At 51.5% G+C, this 16,447-nt stretch carries 14 protein-coding genes; 10 read left to right on the plus strand and 4 right to left on the minus strand.

The features are described 5' to 3' along the window. The first annotated feature begins 115 nt into the window (after positions 1 to 115). Positions 116 to 1,213 carry an FUSC family protein gene (locus tag ACMHLI_RS04860; protein WP_413528496.1) on the plus strand — a complete coding sequence of 366 codons (1,098 nt, stop codon included), beginning with the start codon at positions 116 to 118 and terminating at the stop codon, positions 1,211 to 1,213. Positions 1,214 to 1,382: 169 nt separating this feature from the next. Then, positions 1,383 to 1,715 (plus strand): DUF496 family protein, encoded by a 333-nt coding sequence (locus tag ACMHLI_RS04865; RefSeq protein WP_112164482.1) that lies wholly within the window; start codon positions 1,383 to 1,385, stop codon positions 1,713 to 1,715. An 80-nt stretch (positions 1,716 to 1,795) separates the two neighbouring features. Here ACMHLI_RS04865 and ACMHLI_RS04870 read toward each other — a convergent pair whose 3' ends face one another. Next, positions 1,796 to 2,899: an ABC transporter ATP-binding protein gene (locus ACMHLI_RS04870; RefSeq protein WP_413528497.1), complete on the minus strand. Its 1,104-nt coding sequence runs from the start codon at positions 2,897 to 2,899 to the stop codon at positions 1,796 to 1,798. Between the two features lie 276 nt (positions 2,900 to 3,175). On the opposite strand from ACMHLI_RS04870, the gene ACMHLI_RS04875 reads away from it, so the two are divergent. The 6 genes from ACMHLI_RS04875 (at position 3,176) to ACMHLI_RS04900 (ending at position 10,398) form a co-directional block, all read left to right on the plus strand. Continuing rightward, complete coding sequence (locus ACMHLI_RS04875) at positions 3,176 to 4,402, plus strand: extracellular solute-binding protein (RefSeq protein WP_413528498.1); 1,227 nt, start codon at positions 3,176 to 3,178, stop codon at positions 4,400 to 4,402. 89 nt (positions 4,403 to 4,491) lie between these two features. Then, on the plus strand, positions 4,492 to 5,793 hold the full coding sequence (locus ACMHLI_RS04880) for an ABC transporter permease subunit (protein WP_413528595.1): 1,302 nt from the start codon (positions 4,492 to 4,494) through the stop codon (positions 5,791 to 5,793). 14 nt (positions 5,794 to 5,807) lie between these two features. Continuing rightward, on the plus strand, positions 5,808 to 6,659 hold the full coding sequence (locus tag ACMHLI_RS04885) for a sugar ABC transporter permease (protein WP_413528499.1): 852 nt from the start codon (positions 5,808 to 5,810) through the stop codon (positions 6,657 to 6,659). Positions 6,660 to 6,664: 5 nt separating this feature from the next. Beyond that, a complete protein-coding gene (locus ACMHLI_RS04890) occupies positions 6,665 to 7,876 on the plus strand; it encodes an arabinogalactan endo-beta-1,4-galactanase (RefSeq protein ID WP_413528500.1) in 1,212 nt (403 codons plus the stop codon). A gap of 67 nt (positions 7,877 to 7,943) precedes the next feature. Further along, positions 7,944 to 10,007: a beta-galactosidase gene (locus tag ACMHLI_RS04895; protein WP_413528501.1), complete on the plus strand. Its 2,064-nt coding sequence runs from the start codon at positions 7,944 to 7,946 to the stop codon at positions 10,005 to 10,007. A gap of 73 nt (positions 10,008 to 10,080) precedes the next feature. Beyond that, complete coding sequence (locus ACMHLI_RS04900) at positions 10,081 to 10,398, plus strand: glucose PTS transporter subunit EIIB (RefSeq protein ID WP_413528502.1); 318 nt, start codon at positions 10,081 to 10,083, stop codon at positions 10,396 to 10,398. A gap of 257 nt (positions 10,399 to 10,655) precedes the next feature. Here ACMHLI_RS04900 and ACMHLI_RS04905 read toward each other — a convergent pair whose 3' ends face one another. Further along, positions 10,656 to 11,912: a maltoporin gene (locus ACMHLI_RS04905; protein ID WP_413528503.1), complete on the minus strand. Its 1,257-nt coding sequence runs from the start codon at positions 11,910 to 11,912 to the stop codon at positions 10,656 to 10,658. A gap of 279 nt (positions 11,913 to 12,191) precedes the next feature. Between ACMHLI_RS04905 and ACMHLI_RS04910 the strand changes: the two genes are divergently transcribed. Beyond that, a complete protein-coding gene (locus tag ACMHLI_RS04910) occupies positions 12,192 to 13,262 on the plus strand; it encodes a LacI family DNA-binding transcriptional regulator (RefSeq protein ID WP_413528504.1) in 1,071 nt (356 codons plus the stop codon). 51 nt (positions 13,263 to 13,313) lie between these two features. After that, the gene (locus ACMHLI_RS04915; RefSeq protein WP_413528505.1) at positions 13,314 to 13,796 is read left to right on the plus strand and encodes a DUF805 domain-containing protein; all 483 of its coding nucleotides are present in this window, start codon (positions 13,314 to 13,316) and stop codon (positions 13,794 to 13,796) included. Positions 13,797 to 13,947: 151 nt separating this feature from the next. Here the strand turns inward: ACMHLI_RS04915 and ACMHLI_RS04920 are convergent, their stop codons facing one another. Both ACMHLI_RS04920 and ACMHLI_RS04925 read right to left on the minus strand, forming a co-directional pair. Next, positions 13,948 to 14,646, minus strand: a complete 699-nt coding sequence (locus ACMHLI_RS04920; protein ID WP_413528506.1) for a YopT-type cysteine protease domain-containing protein — start codon at positions 14,644 to 14,646, stop codon at positions 13,948 to 13,950. Positions 14,647 to 14,972: 326 nt separating this feature from the next. Further along, positions 14,973 to 16,403 (minus strand): EmmdR/YeeO family multidrug/toxin efflux MATE transporter, encoded by a 1,431-nt coding sequence (locus ACMHLI_RS04925; protein WP_413528507.1) that lies wholly within the window; start codon positions 16,401 to 16,403, stop codon positions 14,973 to 14,975. Positions 16,404 to 16,447 lie beyond the last annotated feature (44 nt).

The raw sequence follows: 16,447 nt of genomic DNA on the forward strand, positions 1-16,447 counted from the left end.
ACGCCGGGATTTTCCGTCCCCATCTCCCCAAACCCTGACCAAACCGGGGTGATCCACTTTATTAACTCAGCTAAACTAGCGGCATCATTTAACTTTCGCCTACGGCTGGCTAAACGTGCGTCTCGACAAGAAAATTTCTCCGCTGGATAACGTCATCTACCGCAATTATCGGGTCACCCATGCGCTGCGTATCGCGCTGGCGTTTATCCTGACGTTCCTTATCGTACGCCTGACCCATATTCCTGAAGGCACCTGGCCGCTGATCACGCTGGTGGTGGTGATGGGGCCGATTTCATTCTGGGGAAACGTGGTTCAACGGGTGATGGAACGCGTGACCGGCACGGTGCTCGGAGCTGCGTCGGGGCTGATTGCCCTGTGGCTCGAGCTTTATTCCCTGCCGGTGATGCTGGTCTGGTGCGCGTTGGTAATGTTTGTCAGCGGGTATCTGACCCTCGGCAAACGGCCTTACATGGCGCTGCTGATCGGTATTACGCTGGCGGTAGTATGCGGGGCGGGGCCGGGGGATATGGAAATGGCGCTGTGGCGTTCCGGTGATGTCATTTTCGGATCCCTGCTGGCGCTGTTGTTTGCCAGTATTTATCCGCAGCGCGCCTTCATTCACTGGCGTATGCAGATGGCAGATTATCTGATGTCGCTGAATAAAATCTACAGCGCGTGGCTGTCGCCGAACCTGCTGGAACGCCCGCATCTGGATCGTAAGCTGAAAAATGCCATGAGCCAGATGGTCAAGATGCGTTCCCTGTTTGCGCCATCGAGTAAAGAAACCCGTGTGCCGCGCGAGGCGTTTGACGCTATCCAGACACTGAGCCGTAATCTGCTGTGCACGCTTGAGCTGCTGGCCGATGCCTACTGGAGTTCCCGCGAAAGCCATTTTCTGATGCTCAATGCCCGCACCTTACGCAGCGCACAGCTGCTGATGCTTGATACGCTGGAAAAACTGAGCCTGATGCTGCTCAACGGTACGCGCGGCGATGAACTGAAAATTTCCAATGAGCTGAATGAATCGGCGGAAGAGCTGAAAGCGCTGATGACCGAAATGAATGCCGCCCACCATCTGGAAGCGCAGGTGTATGGCTACGTCTGGCTGAGTGCGCAGGTGGCGGAGCAACTCAAATCCATGGGTGACCTGATCACCATGGTGATGCAGAAAGAAGAAGCTCAAATAAGCAGCGTTAAAACGCCGAAAGCGTGAAGGGATTTTTGTCTGCGGCCTAAAACGGGTAAGATGACGTTATTGGACGATTATCTGAGCGCGCAGCACGAATTTTGCTACGCTTTTTGCTAAGTTGTTATTCTTTGTAGGCAAAGCGGTTGCGACAAGTCAGTCACTGAATCTGTGTAACTTAATCGAAGGTGTTAAAATGGACAATATCAATAAGCCTAGCTTCCAGAACGTTCTGGAGTTCGTGCGTATTTTCCGTCGTAAAAACAAATTACAACGTGAAATTGCTGACAACGAAAAGAAAATCCGCGATAACCAGAAGCGCGTTCTGTTGCTCGACAACCTGAGCGATTACATTAAGCCAGGCATGAGCATCGACGAAATTCAGGCAATCATTGCCAGCATGCGCGGCGACTATGAAGATCGCGTTGATGACTACATCATCCGTAATGCAGACCTGTCGAAAGAACGTCGTGAAATGTCCAAAAAGCTGAAAGCGATGGGCGAAATCAAAGCGAACGAAACCAAGTAATTTCGTTACTGCTAAAAGCAAAAAACCGGGTTTATGCCCGGTTTTTTTACGCCCGAATTTTACAGGAGGGGATGTGGCGGTTAGTGAAGATGAGACAAACTTGCCGCGCTGATACGCAGACCGGCGTCGTTGAACACCATGCAGCGATCGGCATCAAACCATGTGGTCAGGCTCTGGTACGGATTGAACGCCATGTCACCTGGCAGCAGCATTTTGAAACCGTCGGTGCCGTAGCACTGGCCGAACAGGTACGTACTGTTGCCCAGTCGCTCGACCACTTCGCAGTTAAACTCCAGCTGATTTTCCGTCTCTTTCGATAATAAGTGCTCCGGGCGGATACCGAGCGTAATGGCATCACCGATAGCCAGTTCGCTGGTGCGCAGGGCCAGCGTCAGGGTTTTCTCCGGCGTCAGGCGGACTTCCAGCCGCTCCGGCTGCCAGCTGATCACCTCGGCGGGCAGGAAATTCATCTTCGGCGAACCTATGAAACCGGCGACGAATTTATTCACCGGGTTGTAGTAGAGATCCATCGGCGCGCCCATCTGTTCCACTTTTCCGTAATTCATCACCACAATTTTATCCGCCAGCGTCATCGCCTCGGTCTGATCGTGGGTGACATACACCATGGTGGTTTTCAGTTCCTGATGCAGTTTAGAAATGTGCAGACGCATGTCCACGCGCAGTTCGGCATCGAGGTTGGAAAGAGGTTCATCGAACATAAACACCTGAGGATTGCGTACAATCGCCCGTCCGATGGCGGTGCGCTGGCGCTGACCGCCGGAAAGCTGTTTCGGCTTTCTGTCCAGCAGATGGGAAAGCTGTAAGGTTTTGGCGACCATCTCCACCTGATGGCGGATTTCCTCTTTTGGTACGCCGTTCACTTTCAGCCCGTACCCCATGTTCTCGGCAATCGTCATGTGTGGATAAAGCGCATACGACTGAAACACCATCGCCACACCGCGTCGTGACGGATCGACGTCATTCACCCGCTGCTCACCGATATATACATCACCTTCAGTAATCTCTTCCAGCCCGGCAATCATGCGCAGCAATGTGGATTTTCCGCAGCCGGACGGCCCGACGAACACCGTGAATTCGCCATCTTCAATATCAATATTGATGTTATGCAGCGTCACTGTCTTATCGAAACGCTTCACCACATTTTTGAGTCTGATGCTGGACATGTTTGACCTCTTAAAGATTCATACCGCTGATATTTCGGACTATAACCACCTTGTGTAAACGTTTGCACAGGGCGGTTCGAATTTTGGAGAGCAGATCACACAATACACATCTTTTGGTAGTGATTTTGTTATTCAAAGTTTAACGTATAACACGAATTCAAGAGCGACATTAATCACCGTGCGTACAGGTTTTAAGGGTTTTTTTAGCATGGGTTGTTGATTGGGTGTCGTCAGGTTTCACACAAAAATGTTATACCTTCACATCCAGGAGCAACAATGAAAATTACACACCTTACTGCCTTGGTACTGATGTCATTAAGCCTTAGCAGCCAGGCCGTCCGGGCAGCCGAGGGTCAGTTACTTGTCTGGGAAGATATTAAGAAATCTTCAGGTATTGCCGACGCCGTTAAAGACTTTGAAAAAGAGAACAACGTCAAAGTCGTCGTGCAGGAAACGCCTTACGCGCAGCAAACCGAAAAATTGCGTCTGGATGGCCCGGCGGGGATTGGTCCTGACGTGGTGGTGATCCCCAATGACCAGCTTGGCACCGCCGTGGTTCAGGGATTACTGGCGCCGCTGACGCTCGACAAAGCGTTCACTGACAGCTTTACGCCGTCGGCGATCAACGCGTTCCAGCTGAAAGGGCAAACCTATGGCGTGCCGAAAGCGGTCGAAACGCTGGTGCTGATTTACAACAAGGACCTGCTGCCAAAAGCGCCGGATACCCTCGATGAGTATTACGCCTTCTCCAAAGAGGAAAGGGCGAAAGGCAAATATGGCCTGCTGGCCAAATTCGATGAGGTGTATTACGCCTACGGCGCGATTTCATCAATGGGCGGCTACATATTTGGGAAAGACGCCAAAGGCGAGCTGAACGTTGAAGACATCGGCCTGAATAAACCCGGCAGCGTCGAAGCTGTGACCTATCTGAAAAAATTCTATGCCGACGGATTATTCCCTGCGGGCATCACCGGCGATAACGGCCTGAACGCCATCGATTCCCTGTTTACTGAAAAGAAAGCGGCGGCAGTGATCACCGGCCCGTGGGCGTTCCAGCCGTATGAAGCGGCGGGCATCAACTACGGCGTGAAACCGTTACCGCTGTTGCCCAATGGCAAACCGATGAGCTCTTTCCTCGGTGTGAAAGGGTATGCGGTATCGACCTACAGCAAACAGAAACCGCTGGCAGAGAAATTCATCACTTTCATCAACCAGCCTAAGTACGCCAAGGTGCGTTACGAAGTGACCAAGGAAATCCCGGCACTGACTGCGCTGGTCAATGATCCGATGATTAAGAACGATGAAAAAGCCAACGCGGTGGCGTTACAGTCCACCCATGCGACCGCTATGCCGGGCGTACCGGAAATGCAGGAAGTCTGGGGACCGGCTAACAACGGCATCCAGCTCGGCGTGACCGGCAAGCAGCCGGTGCAGGCCGCGCTCAATGACGCCGTGAAAAACATCCAGATGCAAATTGAAGCGGCAAAAGCCAGCAACGAGTAATTCGCTAAATTATTCGCTTACCAGCCAGTACGTCTGAATGGAGGGAGTGATTTCACTCCCTCACCAGTGAAAGGAATATCTTTGTGTCTATGCGTCTTGACGAGGAAAACCACGTGCCACACTCCGCCAGCCACCATGCGCCGGTGGCACTGGCTGCGGCGCTGATCCCCGGTTTTGGTCAGTTCTATAACCGACAATGGGCCAAGGGAGTCATCTTTTTTATCATTCTGTTTTGCTTCGCCGGGGTATTTTATGATTTTCTGCAACAGGGCTTGTGGGGGTTATATACGCTGGGCGAAGAAGTTCCGCGCGATAATTCCATCTTCCTGCTGGCTAAAGGGATTATCAGCGTCCTGATCGCCGCCTTTGGCGTTGGTTTTTATTACTGGAGCCTGCGCGATGCGTGGGTGAACGGAAAACGACGTGATCTGGGTATGGAATTACCCGGCGTCAGAAAGCAGTATCATTTACTGCTTCGCGAAGGCTTTCCTTATCTGATGATAACGCCAGGCTTTATTTTGCTGGTGTTTGTGGTGGTATTTCCGATTATTTTCGGCTTCTCCATCGCGTTTACTAATTATAATTTGTACCACACGCCGCCGGCGAAATTGGTCGACTGGGTTGGGTTCAAAAACTTTATTAATATCTTCACGCTGAACATCTGGCGCTCAACGCTGCTGGACGTTTTACAGTGGACGGTAGTCTGGACCGTGCTGGCGACCACGCTGCAATGTACCGTCGGCGTGATGCTGGCGATTCTGGTAAATCAGAAAGATTTACGCATCAAGGCGCTGATCCGCACTATCCTGATTTTGCCCTGGGCGGTGCCTGGCTTTGTGACCATTCTGGTGTTCGCCGGGATGTTTAACGATACCTTTGGTGTTATCAACAACGGCATTCTGGCCGCGTTAGGGATTGAGCCGAAAGCGTGGATGACGGATCCGTTCTGGACCAAAACTGCGCTGATCATGATGCAGACCTGGCTGGGCTTCCCGTTTGTCTTCGCAATGACCACCGGCGTATTGCAGGCGATCCCGAATGATTTATATGAAGCGGCGACGATGGACGGCGCGAGTACCTGGAAGAAGTTAAAAACCATTACGCTGCCGCTGGTGTTGTATTCCATTGCGCCGATCATTATTACGCAATACACCTTCAACTTTAATAACTTCAATATTATCTATCTGTTTAATAACGGTGGCCCGGCTGTGGCCGGTTCGAATGCGGGAGGAACGGATATTCTGGTGTCATGGATATATAAACTGACCATGTCGTCATCGCAATATGCCATTGCCGCAACCATTACGATTTTGCTGTCAATATTTGTTGTCGGTATTGCGCTGTGGCAATTCCGTTCAACCAATTCATTTAAACAAGATGATATGGCGTAAGCGGGAGCAGGGTGATGAGTAAAAACAGCAGTATTAAAAGAAGTAAGTTTATCCGCCTGTCGCTGAGTTATTTCCTGTTACTGATCGTGGCGGTCATTATTATTTATCCGCTGATCTGGACCGTCGGCGCCTCACTGAATGCCGGTAACAGCCTGCTCAGTACGTCGATTATCCCGGAGAACGTCTCTTTCCAGCATTACAAAGACCTGTTTAACGGTGACGTGAATTACGTCGGCTGGTACTGGAACTCGATGAAAATCAGTTTCCTGACCATGATCCTGACGCTGATTTGCGTCAGTTTCACCGCCTATTCCTTCTCGCGCTTTCGCTTTAAGGGGCGCAAAGACGGGCTGATGCTGTTCCTGCTATTGCAGATGATCCCGCAGTTTTCGGCGCTGATCGCCATCTTCGTGCTGGCGCAGCTTCTGGGGCTTATCAACAGCCATCTGGCGCTGGTGCTGATTTACGTCGGCGGCATGATCCCGATGAATACCTATCTGATGAAAGGCTATCTGGACGCCATTCCAAAAGATCTGGATGAATCAGCGCGGATGGACGGTGCGGGCAATTTCCGCATCTTCATCGAAATCATCATGCCGCTGTCGAAGCCAATTCTGGCAGTCATTGCGCTGTTCTCCTTCACCGGGCCGTTAGGGGATTTCATTCTCTCCAGCACCATTTTGCGCACGCCGGATAAATACACGCTGCCGATCGGCCTGTACAACCTGGTCGCGCAGAAAATGGGGGCGAACTACACCATGTACGCCGCCGGTGCGGTGCTGATCGCAGTGCCGGTCGCTATTTTTTATCTCGCCTTACAAAAATACTTCGTCTCCGGCCTGACCGCCGGCAGTACTAAAGGATGATCATCATGACTTTGCTGAATAAAAAGATTTTCAATAAAAGCACGATTGCCTGCCTGTTGCTGGCGATGTCATTTTCCTGTGCGGCTGAAAGCGTCAACATCAAAAAGGTCGCCAACGTTCCGGCAGATTTCATCAAAGGTGCGGACATTTCCACGCTGATTGACGTCGAAAAACACGGCGGTAAGTTTTTTGATCAGAACCACAAGCAACAGGACGCGATGGTTATCCTCAAACAAAACGGGTTTAACTACGTGCGCCTGCGGCTGTGGGTCGATCCGAAAGATGCGGCGGGTAAACCGTACGGCGGCGGCAATAACGATCTGGCGACCACGCTGGAACTGGCGAAACGTGCCAAAGCGCAGGGCTTCAAAATCCTGCTGGATTTCCATTACAGCGATTTCTGGACCGATCCGGGCAAACAGTTCAAGCCGAAAAGCTGGGCGAAGATGGATTATCCGCAGCTGAAAACCGCCATTCACGATTACAGCCGTGACGTGATCGCGCAGTTCCGCCAGCAGGGCGTGGTGCCGGATATGGTGCAGGTCGGCAACGAAATGAACGGCGGGATTTTGTGGCCGGAAGGCAAAAGCTGGGGCGAGGGCGGCGGTGAGTTTGACCGTCTGGCCGGGTTGCTGAATGCGGCGATTTCCGGCGTGCGGGCGGATGAGAAAGATCCTTCGAAAATCAAAATCATGCTGCATCTGGCCGAAGGCACTAAGAATGACACCTTCCGCTGGTGGTTCGATGAAATCAATCAGCGCAACGTACCTTACGACGTGATTGGCCTGTCGTTTTATACCTACTGGAACGGTCCGATTTCGGCGCTGCAAACTAACATGGACGACATCAGTAAACGCTACAACAAAGACGTGATCGTCGTGGAAGTGGCGTACGGCTACAGCACCCAAAACTGTGATGCCGCCGAGAACAGTTTCAACGAGAAAGAAGCCAAAGACGGCGGCTACCCGGGCACCGTGCAGGGGCAGGCCGACTTCCTCAGCGCCATGATAAAAAGTCTGGTCGCCGTCCCGGATAACCGTGGCAAAGGGCTGTTCTACTGGGAGCCGACCTGGATCCCGGTTAACGGTGCGGGCTGGGCGACACCGGCCGGAATGACCTACATCAATGACCACTGGAAAGAGGGCAACGCCCGCGAAAATCAGGCGCTGTTCAGCTGTGACGGTCAGGTTTTACCTTCCATCAAAGTCTTCAACTGATTCCCTTTTCCCCGGTCACCTTGGCCGGGGAGCACTGTCTATTTCTTACGGATTTAAAGGATTAAGCATGACGAAATTCCCTCTTCTGAGCAGTAAGATTTCCGGTCTGTTACACGGCGCGGATTACAACCCTGAGCAATGGCTGGATCACCCCGATGTGCTGGTGCGCGATGTCGAAATGATGAAAGAAGCACGCTGCAACGTGATGTCAGTGGGGATTTTCAGCTGGTCAGCGCTGGAGCCTGAAGAAGGCCGCTACACCTTTGACTGGATGGATCAGGTGCTAAACCGCCTGCATGAAAACGGTATTTCGGTGTTTCTCGCCACACCAAGCGGCGCGCGTCCGGCGTGGATGTCGCAGAAATACCCGCAGGTTCTGCGCGTCGGGCGCGACCGCGTTCCGGCGCTGCACGGCGGGCGTCATAATCATTGCATGAGCTCACCGGTTTACCGCGAGAAAGTGCAGCTGATGAACGGCCAGCTGGCGAAACGTTATGCGCACCATCCGGCAGTGATTGGCTGGCACATCTCCAATGAATATGGCGGTGAATGCCACTGCGACACCTGTCAGGGGCAATTCCGCGACTGGCTGAAAGCACGCTACGTTACGCTCGATGCGCTGAACAAAGCCTGGTGGAGTACCTTCTGGAGCCACACATACACCGACTGGTCGCAGCTCGAATCACCGTCGCCACAGGGCGAGAGCGGCGTTCACGGTCTGAATCTCGACTGGCGACGCTTTAACACCGATCAGGTCACGCGTTTTTGCAGCGATGAAATCCGTCCGCTGAAAGCCGAAAACCCGGCGTTACCGGCGACCACTAATTTCATGGAATATTTCTACGATTACGATTACTGGAAACTTGCCGGGGTGCTGGATTTCATCTCCTGGGACAGCTACCCGATGTGGCATACCCGTCAGGATGACATCGGTCTCGCGGCGTATACCGCGATGTATCATGATCTGATGCGCACCCTCAAACAGGGCAAGCCTTTTGTACTGATGGAATCGACGCCGAGTTTCACCAACTGGCAGCCGACCAGCAAACTGAAAAAGCCGGGAATGCATATTCTGTCTTCCCTGCAGGCGGTTGCGCACGGTGCGGATTCCGTCCAGTATTTCCAGTGGCGTAAAAGCCGTGGTTCTTCCGAGAAATTTCACGGTGCGGTGGTCGATCACGTCGGGCACATAGATACCCGCGTCGGGCGCGAAGTCGCAGAACTCGGCTCGATTTTAACGGCATTAGCGCCGGTGGCGGGCAGTCGTGTGGAAGCCAGAGTCGCCATTATCTTCGACTGGGAAAGTCGCTGGGCAATGGACGATGCCATGGGGCCGCGTAACGCCGGATTGCATTACGAAAATACCGTCGCCGACCATTATCGCGCACTGTGGGCGCAGGGCATTGCGGTAGACGTGATCAACGCTGACGGCGATTTACAGGGCTACGATCTGGTGATCGCCCCGATGCTTTACATGGTGCGCGAAGGCGTCGGTGAGCGCATCAGCGCCTTTGTTCAGGCGGGCGGTCGCTTTGTCGCGACCTATTGGAGCGGCATCGTCAACGAAACGGATTTGTGCTTCCTTAACGGATTCCCCGGACCGCTGCGTCCAGTGCTGGGTATCTGGGCGGAAGAGATCGACAGCCTGACCGATGACCAGCACAACAGCGTCGCCGGTGTCGAAGGTAACGTGCTGGGGCTCAGCGGTCCCTATCGCGCCTCGCAGCTGTGTGAAGTGATCCATCTGGAAGGGGCGGCGGCGCTGGCCACGTATGGCGACGATTTCTATGCCGGTAATCCGGCGGTGACGGTGAATCTGTACGGCCAGGGGCAGGCGTACTACGTGGCGTCGCGCAACGATCAGCAGTTCCACGCGGACTTCTTCACCGCGCTTGCCAAAGAGATGAACCTGCCGCGCGCCATCAATACGCCGCTGCCGGAAGGGGTTAGCGCCGCACGCCGTACCGATGGCGAAAGTGAATTTATCTTCCTGCAAAACTACAATGCTGATAGTCAGACCGTTGTGTTGCCGCAGGATTATCAGGATATCGTTCACGGTGGAAATCTGCCGCGCAAACTGACGTTACCGGCATTTGGATGCCAGATCCTGACGCGTAAAATTACACAATAATTTTTACTCCTGACGTGCCGTGGGGAATATTCCCTGCCGCACGTTTTTTCATTTCTGCAAGAGAGGATTAATCATGGTCAATATTAAAGACTTTATGCATGTGTTCTCGGCGAAGAATAAAAACCTGAAAGATGAAGTGCCGCCGTCCACCGACGTAGCGTTATTAATAGAGGCGCTCGGCGGGCGCGATAACATTATAAATGTCGATGCCTGTATTACCCGTCTGCGTGTGAAAGTCAGAGAGTTAAAGCGCGTTAACTCCGGCGCTATCCAGCAGACCGGTGCAATTGGCGTGGTGATTATCGGCCAGGAAGTACATGCGATATTCGGCAAGCAGTCCGACAGCCTGAAGAAACTGATGACTGAGAAGTTTGGTTTGCAGAGTAATTAAGGTTATTTAAATTTAAAATACACTGAAATAATAAAAAGGCAGCCAGATAATTTGGCTGCCTTTTTTATTTACTTTGACACTTTAGTAATAATAACGATGCTGCTGTGCGGGCACAAAAAACGTCACGATCCCCTACAAGAGAAAATGCGTTAAACCCTGAGCATTTATAACAATGAGGTTATTTCTTAATATCATCAGACACAGATTTATTTTAATACGGTATTTCAGGCATAACGTTTACTTCATGAACAAACAACTTACCACCAGGCTTCAACCTGAACCCCAAAGTTCCAGGTGTCGGATTTGGTGTGATCTTCAAACGTATCGCCATGCTCTGAGTCATTCAGATAAGACGCAAACACGCGCAGTTCAGGACGGGACATAAACTCAGGACCTGCCGCCAGGCCCATCGCCAGGGTGTATTTCTGGCCGCCCTGTTTGTAGTTAGAGCCGTTCTTGTAATCGTCTTTCTGGTAGAAAGTACCGACTTCACCGATGGTACGCACGTAATCCGTCCACTGATACTGCGCGCGGCCAACCAGCGAGACCAGTTCGGTGGTGTCAGTGTATGCCGTGATGTTATCCGCATGACCGTAGGTCAGCACGTGGTTAAGGCTGAATTTACTGGTGATCGGAATCAGACCGGTTATGATGCCGCGATAACCGGTGGCGTCATTGGTGTAGTTCCACATGTCATACCAGCCGCCGCCCTGAGAGATCATGTTCTGCGCCAGACCTTTGTCCGCGTACTGTAAAACCAGTTTGTTGTAGCCGCCCCACATGTCCTGACTGATTTCGCCGGTCAGCATCACGCCGTTATCCGCGTCGTACAGACCGCCGTACTCTTTTTGATCGTGCGTCAGGTTCGGCATGGCGTAGTCAGCACCGATTTCCATCCACGCGCCGTTCCACGGTTTGATCCCGGCATAACGCACGTCGATGTAGTTGATGTTGACGTCGTTATCGCCGTCGACGCGGTAATCCACGTCATTGGCATCGCCACGGATCCACGCCACAGACAGCGCGCCTTCGCCCAGCTTCAGGTTTTCCACCCCGGCTCCGGCCCCGGAAATGTTCCAGTATTTGGTGTCGATGATGTGTAAATCATGGCGCTGGTAATAGCGTTTCCCGCCCCAGATCACCGCATCTTTATCCCACGGCACCAGCCCTTTGATTTGCAGGTTCAACTGACGCAGGCCGAACTGCGCGTCATCGTTGACGGTGCTTTCATCATCATTTGAGCCGTCGGAGACCATGCTGACCATGGAATCAACATAAAAACTCACATCATCTTTTTTATAAACTTCACTGCCCAGTTCGACTTCGCCGTAGGTATCGTTTTCGTTGCCAAGACGACCGACTTTATTTTTCTGGAACTGTTCTAAGCTGCCGCTGCCGGAAACACCCAGCCCTGAGCGCAGATAGCCATGAAAATCAATATCGTTTGCCACTGCCGGGCTTGCCGTGATGGCGAGGGAAACCGCCACAGCCAGAGTGCGTAAGTTGTGTTTCATTCTTTTTCCTTATGATTGTATGACGTTCACATTTACGGAATCTATAAGATACCCAGAAACAATAATGATCAATTTTACACATCCTGAATTGTGATTTAGATCCAGAACTTGTGGTGTATAAATAAACGGGTAGTGATTTAAATCACAAGATTATGCAATGTTAACGTATAACTTATGCAGTGTTTGGTACGCCAGATTGAACTTTTAGATGAGATCCCGTAGTTTGAGTCGATTGATGTGGGGGTAAGCTACGTTCACGGGTTCCAGCAGGGAAAGAGAATGAAATCGAAAAGTTCGACGTTAGAAGATGTTGCCCGCTATGCCGGTGTGTCTTATCAGACCGTTTCGCGGGTTTTAAACAAGTCAGCCAACGTTTCTGACGCCACCCGTCTTAAAGTCGAGCAGGCAATTGAAGTCCTGCGTTATGTACCGAACCGTCTGGCACAGCAGCTGGTCGGTAAACAAAGTTTCACGCTGGGGCTGGTCACCACCTCGCTGGCGCTCCACGCACCTTCGCAGATAGCCGCCTCCGTCAAAAAATATGCGTATCAGGCCGGTTATCAGGTGCTGATTTCGATGATTGATGAGGACGTGAATCAGAGCATTCAGGACTCCATTAACGAGCTGAAATCCCAGCGGGTCGATCGTGTGATCATCAACATCCCGCTGGAGAGCGATGAAGCGGAGCAAATTTATGAGAATAACCGCGATATTCTCTGCCTGTTTGTGGACGTCGATCCGACCAGTCCGGTATTTAACGTTTGCTTCAACCCCGCCGACGGTTCACGCGCCAGCGTTGAATATCTGCTGGAGCTAGGCCACCGGGAGTTCGCGCTGCTGGCGGGGCCGGAGGATTCGGTGTCATCGCGTCTGCGCCTGAAAAGCTGGCAGGAGACGCTGACGGAAAAAGGGTTACAGCCGGTGACCGTTATCCACGGTGACTGGAGCGCGAAAAGCGGTTACTACAATGCATTGCAGATGCTGCGTGAGACGCCGCAGTTTACTGCGGTGCTGGTGGGAAATGACCAGATGGCGCTCGGCGTGATAAGCGCCTTGCATCAGCACAATGTCGCTATCCCGCAGCAGGTATCGATCGTCGGCTACGATGACACCTACGACAGCGCGTTCTTTCATCCGGCGCTGACCACAGTGTCGCTGGACCTGGATTTGCAGAGCAAAGAGGCGGTAGAACGGCTGCTGGCGACAAATAATGACGTTACGGTCTCCAAAGTGTTACCGGCAAAGCTGGTTGTGCGTAATTCCACCCGTGCGCCGGGTGAACAGGACAAAGACCTGAACCAGATCGCCGATCAGCTTGATAAACTCGCTTCGCAGTTGCGCGGCCAGTAAGAAACGGTTTAAATCCCTCAGACTTTTAAAAAGACAAAAGGAAATGAAGGAATGACCTTATGGCAGTGTTATTTACAAGGCTGGAAAGGCTATGTGAAATTTGCGGGCAGGGCGCCCAGAAAGGAATTTTGGGTCTTCACGCTGGGTAATATCTTGTTAATGATTTTGCTGGTGATGGGCACCATTTCGTTCTTCTCCATGGCGGGGGATCCTTACATCGGCGTGCTCTATGCCGGCATGGCGTACAGTCTTTTCGCCCTGGTACTGGCGCTGCCTCTTCTCGCCGTCGGTATCCGCCGTATGCACGATATTGGCCGCTCCGGTTGGTGGTTTGGCGGCGTCTATCTGGCGGGTGTTATATCGCGGTTACTTAATATCATCCTGCTACAATATGCTGCGCAGGAAACTTACGCCGTGATGAACGTAGTGCTTGGCATTCTGCTTGGCTGGATCCCGCTGCTGGGGATTATTTACCTTTGCTGCCAGAAATCTAAAACGTCGGTGGATTTGCAAAAGCAGGTTATTGCTGACTAAAAAGTTAACAGGCGTTTGTGGTCAGGTATGGGGCTAGCCCTTATGACGCGGACATCGCAAACGCCGTTAGCTGAATTATTTTCCCTGATATTTCAATGATAATCGACGTGGGAATATCGTCCCTTATTATAATTGCAATAAATTACATTAATTAACGAACATTAAAGCAATGGACATAAAGTTCATTGTATGATGGATATTCATTACGAATAAATGATTCGATAAATCGGGCCATAGCAGCGCCATTGGCTTTGCGATAGGGTAATATAAATTCACCCAGATTTGGATCGAAAAAGTGAATGGTACCCTGACCAACTCTCAACCCTAAAACATGCCCTCCCGTAGGGGAATTAATGATGAATAAATATCCAATCTTGGTATTTAGATTGGACACTACATCCCTACGTAAAGAGTTATAGCAATTATTTAAAGGAACCTTCCCGCTTTTAATATGAGTAACGTCGTTATTTTTAAGTATTATTTTATGAATATCCAGTATTATTATGCCCCCGTGATACCATCCATTTTTACAGTTAGATATTAGTTGTTCTTGAAAATTATGATTTCCACGAATCACACTTTTACCGGCTTCACTTGCGATATAGTGAGTAAATGAAGTCCATTGGCTTCCGGCGATAAGGTAACAAGATGCTAATCCCGCGCAAACGCCACCTTCCAGGCCATAAGACGTTACTTCTCCTTTTTCATCATAATTATTATACGTCCAGGCTCCTTTTCTTGTTAGCGGATTAATACTATCCCACTGATTTTTAGTTATAAACTGACCCTGCTGGAAATCGTTATGTCTTCCTCCGAGCAGGATAAGAAGATTTCTGGTTTCATTTCTCATGTGCACCTTAATTAATTATTAAATTAGATTGAGTTAACTATGGGTAATTAACATTCATGATATGGCGAAAACTATAATGATGAGTATATGTAAAGCAAACCCCTATTAACTTAATTAATAATTAAGTAATTTAAAAGTATTTGATTTCAATGGTTTGTGTTTTTTTTGATATTTTATTGATCTAGGATCTTTATTATTTGTGGATGTAGGGTGGCTGAAGTGGGGAGGGGAAATATTTTTTTATTATCAGGTGATTGCTGATTTAGCCACTGTGGTTAAACGAAAAAAGTGCCCCCCACCAACGATACCGGCGGGGGGCGCAGAGGCTATTGCGTTCTCTTCGATTTAGGATACTTCCACAGCCAGCGGCCGCTGGCCATGCGCCAGTAGAAGAAGACTCCGCGCACGATCCAGTCGAGGAACATGCCCAGCCAGATGCCCACGACGCCAAAACCGAGCACGATGCCGAGGAAATAGCCGACCACAATGCGACAGCCCCACATGCCCACCATCGATACGTACATGGTGAAGCGGGCGTCACGCGCGCCTTTCAGACCGGCGGGCAGCACCCAGGAGGCGGCCCAGAACGGCATAAACGCGGCATTCAGCCAGATCAGGATTTTGACTACATCAATCACGTCTTCTTCGTTGGTGTAAAAGCGCGCCAGCAGGCCCGCGAAGGGCACAGACAGGAACGCCAGTACGCATAGCCCGAAGGTGGAAAGCCAGAAGATGTGACGCAGCTGGCGCTCGGACTGGGCGATTTGCCCCTTGCCCAGCCGCGTACCGACGATAATGGTCGACGCCGAGCCCAGCGCGTTCCCCGGCAGGTTTATCAGCGCGGCAATCGAGAAAGCAATAAAGTTACCGGCAATCACGTTAGTGCCCATCCCGGCGACGAAAACCTGCGTCAGTAATTTCCCGCCGTTAAACAATACGGATTCGATACTGGCGGGAATGCCGATCCCCAGCACTTCGCGCAGGATATTGGTATTGAGCCGCTGGAAGTAACTTTTCAGCGAGATTTTCAGTGCCGGATTAAAACCCACCATCAGCACATAAATCACTGCAATCGCGCCGATATAGCGCGCAATGGTCAGCCCGAGGCCCGCCCCGATAAAGCCCAGTCCGTTCCAGCCGAAACAGCCGTAAATCAGCACGCTGCTGATCACCAGATTGAGGATGTTCATGCCGCCGTTCAGCAGCATCGGAATTTTGGTATTGCCCGCGCCGCGCAGTGCACCGGAGCCGATCAGCGCAATCGCCGCTGCCGGATAACTCCAGCTGCTGATTTGCAGGTAGGACAGCGCCATCTCTTTCACTTGCGGTTCTGCCTGACCGGCGATCATGTCGATGATCACATGGCCAGAAAACTGTAGCGCCACCGCCAGCAGCACTGCAAAGACGGTCATGATCGCCAGCGACTGACGCGCCGCCGCGCGGGCGCGTTCGTGATCAAGTTTGCCGAGGCTGAAGGCGACCACCACCGTCGTCCCGAGATCGACGGCGGCGAAGAACGAAATGATCACCATGTTGAAACTGTCTGCCAGCCCGACGCCCGCCATCGCTTCTTTGCCCAGCCAGCTGACCAGAAACGTACTCAGGACACCCATCAGCAGAACACAGGCATTTTCGAAGAAAATAGGCACGGCGAGGGGCGTGATTTCACGCCAGAACAGGGTGCGGTAGGAACGCCGTTTCAGATACCAGGGCGTGCGCTCGATGGCTTTGCGCAAAGAGACGATGACGTTTTGCAAGAGAATTCCAGATGCCAGAAAGTAGAACAGCGTTTTAATTTATG

Source organism: Rahnella inusitata, from assembly GCF_965118895.1.
Classification (GTDB): domain Bacteria; phylum Pseudomonadota; class Gammaproteobacteria; order Enterobacterales; family Enterobacteriaceae; genus Rahnella; species Rahnella inusitata_A.